General features: G+C 68.8%; 6 protein-coding genes and 2 pseudogenes. 5 read left to right on the plus strand and 3 right to left on the minus strand.

Annotated elements, in window-relative coordinates:
* Nucleotides 1-80: 80 nt before the first annotated feature.
* Entirely contained in the window at nt 81-473 is a 393-nt protein-coding gene (locus AC068Z_RS37160; protein ID WP_478566304.1) for a MarR family winged helix-turn-helix transcriptional regulator, read from the plus strand.
* On the opposite strand, the gene AC068Z_RS37165 is transcribed toward AC068Z_RS37160, so the two are convergent.
* On the minus strand, nt 457-1539 hold the full coding sequence (locus AC068Z_RS37165; RefSeq protein WP_478566307.1) for a substrate-binding domain-containing protein: 1083 nt from the start codon (nt 1537-1539) through the stop codon (nt 457-459). The genes AC068Z_RS37160 and AC068Z_RS37165 overlap by 17 nt on opposite strands.
* A gap of 791 nt (nt 1540-2330) precedes the next feature.
* Here AC068Z_RS37165 and AC068Z_RS37170 point away from each other — a divergent pair.
* Nucleotides 2331-4208 carry an AMP-dependent synthetase/ligase gene (locus AC068Z_RS37170; RefSeq protein WP_478566310.1) on the plus strand — a complete coding sequence of 626 codons (1878 nt, stop codon included), beginning with the start codon at nt 2331-2333 and terminating at the stop codon, nt 4206-4208.
* Between the two features lie 359 nt (nt 4209-4567).
* On the opposite strand, the pseudogene tnpA reads toward AC068Z_RS37170, so the two are convergent.
* Nucleotides 4568-4768: pseudogene (gene tnpA / locus AC068Z_RS37175) on the minus strand (IS200/IS605 family transposase); the annotation flags it as partial.
* A gap of 118 nt (nt 4769-4886) precedes the next feature.
* On the opposite strand from tnpA, the pseudogene AC068Z_RS37180 reads away from it, so the two are divergent.
* Nucleotides 4887-5634, plus strand: a pseudogene (locus AC068Z_RS37180) (RNA-guided endonuclease TnpB family protein); the annotation flags it as partial.
* A gap of 33 nt (nt 5635-5667) precedes the next feature.
* Here the strand turns inward: AC068Z_RS37180 and AC068Z_RS37185 are convergent.
* Entirely contained in the window at nt 5668-6516 is an 849-nt protein-coding gene (locus AC068Z_RS37185) for a helix-turn-helix transcriptional regulator (protein ID WP_478566313.1), read from the minus strand.
* Nucleotides 6517-6654: 138 nt separating this feature from the next.
* Between AC068Z_RS37185 and AC068Z_RS37190 the strand changes: the two genes are divergently transcribed.
* Together AC068Z_RS37190 and AC068Z_RS37195 are read left to right on the plus strand one after the other, a co-directional pair.
* The gene (locus AC068Z_RS37190) at nt 6655-7434 is read left to right on the plus strand and encodes an NAD(P)H-dependent oxidoreductase (protein ID WP_478566315.1); all 780 of its coding nucleotides are present in this window, start codon (nt 6655-6657) and stop codon (nt 7432-7434) included.
* Between the two features lie 614 nt (nt 7435-8048).
* Complete coding sequence (locus AC068Z_RS37195; protein ID WP_478566318.1) at nt 8049-8975, plus strand: alpha/beta fold hydrolase; 927 nt, start codon at nt 8049-8051, stop codon at nt 8973-8975.
* Nucleotides 8976-9107 lie beyond the last annotated feature (132 nt).

The raw sequence follows: 9107 nt of genomic DNA on the forward strand, positions 1-9107 counted from the left end.
GTGGCCTGCTGAGGAGGATCGAAGTGCTGTCAGAGCCGCCGCGCGATCTCCCCCGACTGCTAAGCAGTGCGGAGCGGTTGATGACCCGTCGGCTGGCCGCCGCGCTGGAGGACGAGCACTGCTCCGTCGAGGAGTGGCGGGTGCTGGCGCTGCTCTCGGACGGCCGGGGTCACACCATGTCGGACGTCGCCTCCTACGCCCTGATGCCCGCGCCCAGCCTCACCAAGCTGGTCGACCGGATGGTGTCGGCGGCCCTGGTCTACCGCCGCAAGGACCCGGGGGACGGCCGGCGCGTGCTGGTCTACCTCTCCGCCCGCGGCCGGACCCGGCACCGTGCCGTGTCGGTACCGGTGCAGCGAGTACACGAGCAGGTGCTGAGCGAGCTGCCCGGCGTACAGGAACTGGCGGACGGTCTTGCGCGGCTGGAGTTCTTGCTGGAGTGCGGCTCGGAACAGCTCAGAGCTGAGCGGTGATCTCGAAGTCCAAGGCGTCCGCCCGGGCGAGATACAGCCGTTGTTCGAGATGGTTGCCCCGCAGCCGCAAGGCGCCCCGGGGGCCCTCGTAGCAGATCGTCTCGTCCGGGCCCGCCGGCGCCGATGCGCTCAGCGACCCGCGCTGTTCGGCCAGCGCGCCGAGCAGCAGGAAGCCCTCGAAACAGGACTCGCCGAGACTCCCCGCGACCGGCGCCTCGTCGCCGAAGCGGCGGGCGTAGCGGTGGCCGAAGGACAGGCTCTCCGCGGTCATCAGGGAGTCGAAGTACCCGGCCGCCGCCCACAGTCCCTCCGACGCCTCCGCGCCGGAGGCGAGCAGCAGGTTCTCGTCCATGTGCGTGCTCAGCCGTACGCACCGCTGATGCAGGCCCGCCGCGGTGAACGCCCGGTTGAAGCGCACCGCGTCGTCCCCGAGCAGCAGCATCAGTACCGCGTCCGCCCCGCATGCCTCGACCCGGCGCACCACGGGGCCGAACTCCGCGGTGTCCAAGGGCACGAACACCTCGTCCACTACGCTGCCGCGGCACTCGTCGGCGAACCGGCGCGCGGTACGTGCGGTCACCCGCGGCCAGACGTAGTCACTGCCCACAGTGCACCAGCGGCGCACACCCGTGGACTTGGCCAACAACTTCATCGCCGGGGCGAGTTGCTGGATGTCCGTCTCTCCGGTGAGGAAGACGCCGGGAGTCTCCTCGCCGCCCTCGTACTGGGCGGTGTAGATGTACGGCACCCGGTTGGCGATCCGTGGTGCCAGCGCCTGGCGGACCGCGGAGTCGTGCCAGCCGACGACCGCGTCGACCGCGCCGAGCGCGACCAGGCCGGCCACCTCGTCCGCGACCTGCCGGGGTGCGGCGCCGCCGTCCACGACGACCAGCCGTACCTCCCGGTCCAGGATGCCGCCCCCGGCATTGAGTTCCTCCGCGGCCAGTTGCGCCGAAAGCTCGCAGGACGGTCCGAAGATGCCGGCCGGTCCGTGGAGGGGGATCACGAGCGCCACCAGGAGCACGTCCCGGCGGCTCGGGGAAAGGTGTGCTGCCGTCGAGTGCACAGGGCACCTCCGGGGATTACGCGGCGTCCGCGGAGTTCAGCCCCGGCGCCCTTGCTGAGGACCTCCCGCACCGACGGAGCCTAGACCGGTGCGGGGGCGTTGACAATGCGTCAAGATCTGACCAGCCGAGCGACAGCCGGCGAGCGGCGTTCGCGCCTCACTCGCCTTGCCGCGGCTGCCGGACCGCTCAATCCGGCCCAGGCCGGCGCGGCTCGGGGCAGCGCCGGCATCGCTCAGGCGGTCAGCGGCGACGGAGCGACAGCCGAGCCCTTGTCGCGCAGCCGGGCGCGGAAGTTGACCATCAGGAGGACGGGGAGAACTGCGAAGTCATCGCAGGCGTTGAGGAGTGCCTTGATTTTCCTCCAGGTACAGACCGAGCCGCTGCCTATCCGGGTGAGCGTGAGGCACTCCAAGGCCTCTGGGGGAGGGTAGCGGCAGTGGTCTCCGCTGCTTCTGACCGGGGGCCGGGAGGCCGATCCGCTTGTAGTGGCGCGGGGCGTCGACCGTGATGACGGCGGATCGGGCCAGGGAGCCACTGCTCAGCAGTGCGGGATCAGCGATCGCGCGCGGCGGAGCGGCAAATCCGGGAAACACGAAACCTGGTTCAGCGAGTGGTTCTCATCTGGTTTATCGGTCCTGGTGTGTCCGCGGTGCCGGGAGACCGTGAAGCGATTTCGTGACCCAACGCCTCTACACAGCCTGAGATTTACGCCCTAGCCTCGTTCCACTGTTCCCAAGTTACTTGCCAGTCAGTCCATCTGTGATGGGCGCCCTCGGGCCCGGAGGCAAACATGAGTTCCGCGCAGCACCTTCTTGAAAGCCGCCCGCCTTCCGTGGCGCACCTGTTCCTGTCGCGGCTTGAGGCCACCCCCGATCGGGAGGCGTACCGGTATCCCACAGTGGTCGACGGTGGCGGTGAGGAGTGGCAATCGCTGACCTGGGCGCAGACTGCGCAGCGGGTCAAGGCGATCGCGGCCGGTCTGCTCGCCCTGGGGCTGCGGCCCGAGGAGCGAGTGGCGATCTCCTCGTCGACGCGGATCGAGTGGATTCTGGCCGACATGGGCGTCATGTGTGCGGGCGCTGCGGCGACGGCCGTATACCCCAGCACCAACGGTGAGGAGACGGCGTACATCCTGGCCGACTCCGGCAGTCGTGCGATCTTCGTAGAGGACGCCGAGCAGCTGTCCAAGGTCGCCGCGCACAAGAGTGAGCTGCCGGACCTCGAGTACCTGGTGCTCTTCGACCCGGCGCCGGACGCGGCCGGAGTCGAAGGGTTGGAAGTGCTGACCCTCGCCGAGCTTGAGCAGCGCGGCACCGAGTATCTCGGCAAGCACCCTGATGCCGTCGAGGCGACGGTTCAGAGCATCGGTCCGGAGCAACTCGCCACGCTGATCTACACCTCCGGCACGACCGGCCGCCCGAAGGGCGTGCGCCTGGTGCACGACTGCTGGTCCTACCAGGGTGTCGCCCAGGAGTCGACGGGCCTCGTGCTCCCCGACGACGTACAGTTCCTGTGGCTGCCGCTCTCCCACGTCTTCGGCAAGGCCCTGATCGCCGGCCAGGTGCAGTCCGGGCACGTCATGGCCGTGGACGGCCGGGTCGACCGCATCATCACGAACCTGCCGGTGGTCCGGCCCACCATCATGGCGTCCGCACCGCGGGTCTTCGAAAAGGTCTACAACGGCATCGCCGCCAAGGCGCGCGCCGAGGGCGGCGCCAAGTACAAGATCTTCCAGTGGGCGGCGAAGGTCGCCCGCGATTACGCCAGAACCGGTCAGGAGCAGATGGTCGCCACCGGCCGACGCGCTGTCCCTCTGTCGCTGTCCGTCCGGCACACCCTTGCCGACAAGCTGGTCTACGGCAAGATCCGCGCGGCTTTCGGCGGCCGGCTACGGGGCAGCGCATCGGGCAGCGCCGCGCTCGCGCCCGAGATCGGCTACTTCTTCGCCGGTGCCGGCGTCCCAGTGCTGGAGGGTTACGGGCTCACCGAGACCAGCGCGGGCTGCACCGTCAACCCGGCCGATGACAGTCGGGTGGGCACGGTCGGCAAACCGCTGCCCGGAACCGAGGTCCGCATCGCCGAGGACGGTGAGATCCTCCTGCGCGGGCCGGGCATCATGCGCGGCTACCACAACCTCCCTGACAAGACCGCCGAAGTCCTGGAGTCCGACGGCTGGTTTCGTACGGGGGACATCGGGGAGATCGACACGGACGGCTACGTCCGGATCACCGACCGCAAGAAGGACCTGTTCAAGACCTCCGGCGGCAAGTACGTTGCCCCCACCGAGATCGAGGGCCGTTTCAAGGCGGTCTGCCCCTTCGTCAGCAACATCCTGGTCATCGGCAGTGACCGCAACTACTGCACCGCCTTGATCGCACTCGACGAGAGCGTGATCATGCCCTGGGCCGCCGCGAACGGCCTGGCCGGCCGACCCTATGCCGAGGTCGTCACCTCTTCCGAAGTCCATGCCCTCGTCGACGGCTTCGTCCAGCGCCTCAACGGCGGCCTCCAACGCTGGCAGACGATCAAGAAGTTCGCCGTCCTGCCCCGCGATCTCGACGTCGAGCACGGCGAGCTCACCCCGAGTCTGAAGGTCAAGCGCCCTGTCGTCGAACGCGCATACGCCGACTTGGTAGAGGCCATGTACGAAGGCGCCCGCGAAGCCTGACCCTCCATGCGCTGTCCGGTACGCAGCCTCCGTACCGGACAGCGGCCCCCACTGTTCGCGATGTCGGATCGGTGTCCGGGCTTGGGCTCAGTGCCCGGCCGTTGACCTCGTGGTGGTGGCCTCATCCAGACCGTAGCCACCGGATCGCAGGCGTCAAGGGAGCAGAATTCCAAACGAGCAGGATGAGGGGGATGAGTTGAAACAAGAAGGCTGGTGTGCTCGCGGTCGCTGTTGCCGGCTCTTTCCGCAACTTCCTTGTCCGACCCGGATTTCGCGGGTGAGCTACCGGGACTTAATTGCGGTGCTCCCCCGTTTGCGGGGGAGGTGAAGCGATTCTGGGCGGTGCTCTGGCCCGCAGGTCACAGCGGGCGATGCTGCTGCTCGATGTACTGACGGACGATCGAGAGCGGCGCCCCGCCGGCCGAGCCGGCGAAGTAGGAGCCGGACCACAGCCGTTGAGCCCGTCAGTAGTGCCGGACCAGTTCCGGGTACTCCTGGCGGAGCCTGCGGGAGCTGACGCCCTTCAAGCAGTTGACCAGCTTGGAGACGGCGACCTTTGGGCGGGAAGTTCACCAACAGAACTCGGCCAGTTCGGTTACGAAGCCAGGCGCAGACGGCCCGCATGATCTCCTCCATGCCGTCAGGTACACGTCGTTGAAGACCTTGTGCCGGTACTTCGAGGTCTCCGCCGTCGTCCTGCAACAGTCCCTCCGGGACCTGGACGCCGCGTACGGCAACTTCTCCGACGGCCCGAAGGGCGAGCGCCCTCGCATGGGAGCGTCCCGGTTCAGGTCCCGCAAGGACAACCGGCAGGCCGTCTGGTTCACCGCCAATGCCCGCTGGAAGATCGCGCTTCCTGCGCCGGGCCGAGAAGCGTCTGAAGAAGACGCAGCAGGCCCTGAGCCGTAAGGCCAAGGGGTCCAGCCACCGCAGGAAGGCCCGGCTCAAGGTCGCCCGCGCACACGCGAAGGTGGCCGACGCACGGCGCGAGTTCCACCACCAGCTCTCAACGAAGATCATTCGCGACAGCCAAGCGATTGCCGTTGAGGACCTGGCGGTGAAAGGTCTCGCCCGTACACGCCTGGCCATGTCCGTGCACGACGCCGGGTGGTCGGCGTTCACGGCGATGCTGGAGTACAAGGCCGCCCGGTACGGGCGCACCCTCGTGACGATCGGCCGGTTCGGGCCGACCTCACAGGTGTGCTCGCAGTGCGGCGTCAGGGACGGCCCCAAGCCTCTCCACGTCCGGGAGTGGACGTGCGCAGCCTGCGGGTCCGTCCTTGACCGGGACGTCAACGCGGCGGTCAACGTCGCCAAGGCCGCCGGACTGGCGGTGTCAGCCTGCCGAGCGCGGGTAAGACCGGGACTCCTCCCGGCACAGCGCGGTGAAACAGGAACCCACCGAGACGGTCACCCGACCGTGGCAGGAATCCCCGCGCTTTGGCCCGGGGAGCGGACGTCAATCGTGGGCATGAGCCCTGGCCGCGGGATGCGAGTCGTGGCCGTTCGCGCCCAGGCGCGCGAGCAGGCGCAGTCCGTCCTCGGCAGGGCTGTCAGGGGCTGCGGACAGCAGGAGCAGTTCCATGCCGGACGCGTCCGGCAGAGCGAAGTTCTCCTGGTGCAGTTCCAGCGGGCCGACCAGCGGGTGCCGGTAGGCCTTGCGTCCATGGGTGCGTGCTCGCACGTCCGCTCGGGCCCACAGGCGGCGGAAGCGCGCGCTGCCCATCGCCAACTCGCCGATGAGCGCGGCCAGTCGAGGATCCTCGGGGTATTTGCCCGCGGCCAGGCGCAAGTGCCCCACCACGTCGAGGGTGCATGTGTCCCAGTCCGCGTAAAGTCCCCGCTCGGCCTCCTCGAGGAAGATGTGCCGGGCGGTGTTGAGGCCCGGCATAGGCTTGCCGTAGAGGAGTTTGGCGAGGTGGTTCCCGGCGAGCACGTCCAGGCGCTGGTTCATGATCAGTGCGGGTGCGTGGGGGACCAGGTCGAGCACGCGCAGCAGCTCCGGCCGGACTCGCCCGCCTGGCGCCTTCGCGCGTCGGCGGCGCTGCCGGGCGAGCCGGTGGAGGTGCCCGCGCTCGGTCTCGTCGAGGCCGAGGACGTGGGCGAGCGCGTCGAGGACCTGTTCGGAGGGTTGCGTGGCGCGGCCCTGCTCCAGTCGTACGTAGTAGTCGACACTGACGCCGGACAGGTGCGCGACTTCCTCGCGACGCAGGCCCGTGACCCGGCGTCGGTTGTCGGCAGGGATACCGACGGCTGCCGGATCGACCCGGGAACGCCGGGTCCGGAGGAAGCCCGCAAGATCGTCCATGCCCCCAGTATCGCTCCGCCTCCGCCCGTGAAGGTGGCCCCGCCGGTACCAGGAAGTCCAGTCCTACGGAAGAGCTGCCCCTGAACGCAGGCCGCGGCGGCGCCCAGGATCGAAGGCATCCGATCCGAGGGAGTCGCCATGAAGACGCTGATCATCTACGCCCACCCGGAGCCGAAGTCGCTCAACAACTCGCTGAAGGACCTCGCGGTGTCCACCTTGGAAGCCGTCGGGCACGAGGTACGGGTGAGCGACCTCTATGCGATGAACTGGAAGGCGGTCGTCGACGCCACGGACTATGGCCCCAGCGCCTCGGCTCCGTTGAAGGTCACCCGGGCCTCGGGTCTGGCCTTCGACGCCGGGACACTGACCCCGGACGTCCTCGCCGAACAGGAGAAGCTGCTCTGGGCCGACACGATCATCATCCAGTTTCCGCTGTGGTGGTACACGATGCCCGCGATCCTCAAGGGCTGGGTGGACCGCGTGTTCACCTACCACTTCGCGTACGGCGTCGGAGAGCACAACGAGACCAAGTACGGCGAACGCTTCGGTGAGGGCACTCTCGCGGGCAGGAAGGCCCTGCTGTCGGTGACCGTGGGCGGCGCCGAGTCGCACTACGCCGCGCGCGGGATCAACGGCCCCATCGAGGACCTGCTCTTCCCGATCCACCACGGCATCCTCTACCACCCGGGCATCGAGGTACTGCCACCGTTCGTGCTGTACGGCGCAGACCGGATCACCGGTGAGAACTACCCGGACGTTGCCAAAGCCTGGAAGCAGCGTCTGCTCACCCTGGAGTCGACCGAGCCGATCCCGTTCCGGCGCCAGAACTTCGGTGACTACGAGATCCCCTTGCTGCAACTGAAGGAGGGACTGGAGCTAGCGGGCCGGACGGGGTTCGGGCTGCACGTGCGCGGCTGACCGTCGGCTCCCGTCTCCTGTCGGTTGACCCGAGAAGCTTGCGGGTCTGGGACGAGGACGGGGCACCTGTCGACGCGAACGGGGCTCTCCCACCTCGCGCATGTGCCGCCGTCCCTGACGGCAGGAGTCGAGGGGCCGGTTTCCGGGTTCGGGATACCAAGGTTGAGGCAGTGCGCCTTCACTATGGACTGGGCGAGCCATCGGTGCGGCGGGGCATGCTGGGGACCAGGTGGTGCGAGGGAGGCCTGACGCGCATTCGAGCGGCGCCAACGTGCGGCGGGGCCGTCTGCGGCCGCCTGCCGACGGGGCGGGCTGAACTCCAGGCCCGCTCCTGCGCTCCGATGCGTGCTCTTCCGGAGCACGCTCTTGGACTTCGGCGCTCTTCCGGCACGGGGTGGGCGCCACTGGACCGGTCGTCGCTCGGAGCGACGGCGTAGCGGGCGTCCGCGTCGGCAGAATTGCTGCACCGCATCGCCGACGGCGCCTGGGCGGTGTGGTAGAGGGAGTCTGAAGACCTTGCAACAGTGCCCGGTTCGTCCAGAGGGAGCGGGCGGGCACATGGTGCACATCACGGGTTAGCGGCCCGGAAACGTCCGCGGTCCAAAATCTGTGCTGTGGTTCAGTACCGAGAGGTGCACGGCTACCGGCGGGCCTACCGGATAGAGGGGGACGGGCCGCCGCTGCTTCTCCTGCACGGGATCGCGGACAGCTCCGAGACCTGGTCCGCGGTGATGCCCGTGCTAGCCGATCACTACACCGTCATCGCCCCCGATCTGCTCGGGCACGGCGAGTCCGCTCGGCCGCGGGCTGATTACGCCATCGCCGCGTATGCCTGCGGGATGCGGGATCTGCTGACGGTGCTCGGGGTGGACCGGGTAAGTGTTGTCGGGCACTCACTCGGGGGCGGAGTGGCGATGCAGTTCGCCTACCAGTTCCCCGAGCGGTGCGAGCGGCTGGTGCTGGTCAGCAGCGCGGGCATGGGGCCGGAGGTGCATCCGATGTTCCGGCTGGCCGCGGGGCCGGGGGCGTTCGCCGGGATGTATCTGCTCACCTCGCCCCTGGCCCAGGCGGTGGCCGCGATCGCCGAACCGGTCGTCCGGCTGGCCGGCGGCGGGGGCCTCGGCCCGGATCTGCCCTACGTCATGGACCGCTACCGGCGCTTCGCCGACGCCGCTGCCCGGCGCGCCTTCCTGCGCACCGTCCGGGCGGCGGTGGATCTGCGTGGCCAGCACATCACCATGCTCGACCGGGGCTATCTGGCGCGGCATCTGCCCACGCTGATCATCTGGGGCGGGCGGGACCGCATCATCCCGGTGTCGCACGCAGCGGCGGCGCACGAGGCGCTGACCGGCAGCCGGCTGGAGATCTTCGAGGGGTCCGGCCATTTCCCCCACCACCATGAGCCCGACCGGTTCGCCGAAGTGGTGCTGGACTTCCTGCACACCACCGAACCGGCGGACTACGACCGGTCGGCGTGGCGCGAGGAACTCCGCAACGGCCCACCGCCGGCCAGCGTGGAGGAGCCGTCCAGCGGGAGCTAAACCTGTCCTACCTACCAAGCGGGGTCTGAGCTGGTCATGGTTGCGTCCAGGGAAGTGGTGTACGGGTTCGACCTGATCCGGGGGTTTGCTCCGGCATCGGGATGGTGCCCGCATAGATGAACGGCCACCGGC

Source organism: Streptomyces sp. NPDC043726, from assembly GCF_056436565.1.

What these genes read in the sequence shown, in the direction of transcription:
- AC068Z_RS37170 (WP_478566310.1), top strand. Translation starts at nt 2,331, where the DNA reads ATGAGTTCCGCGCAGCACCTTCTTGAAAGCCGCCCGCCTTCCGTGGCG.
- AC068Z_RS37185 (WP_478566313.1), bottom strand. Translation starts at nt 6,516, where the DNA reads ATGGACGATCTTGCGGGCTTCCTCCGGACCCGGCGTTCCCGGGTCGAT.
- AC068Z_RS37190 (WP_478566315.1), top strand. Translation starts at nt 6,655, where the DNA reads ATGAAGACGCTGATCATCTACGCCCACCCGGAGCCGAAGTCGCTCAAC.
- AC068Z_RS37160 (WP_478566304.1), top strand. Translation starts at nt 81, where the DNA reads ATGACCCGTCGGCTGGCCGCCGCGCTGGAGGACGAGCACTGCTCCGTC.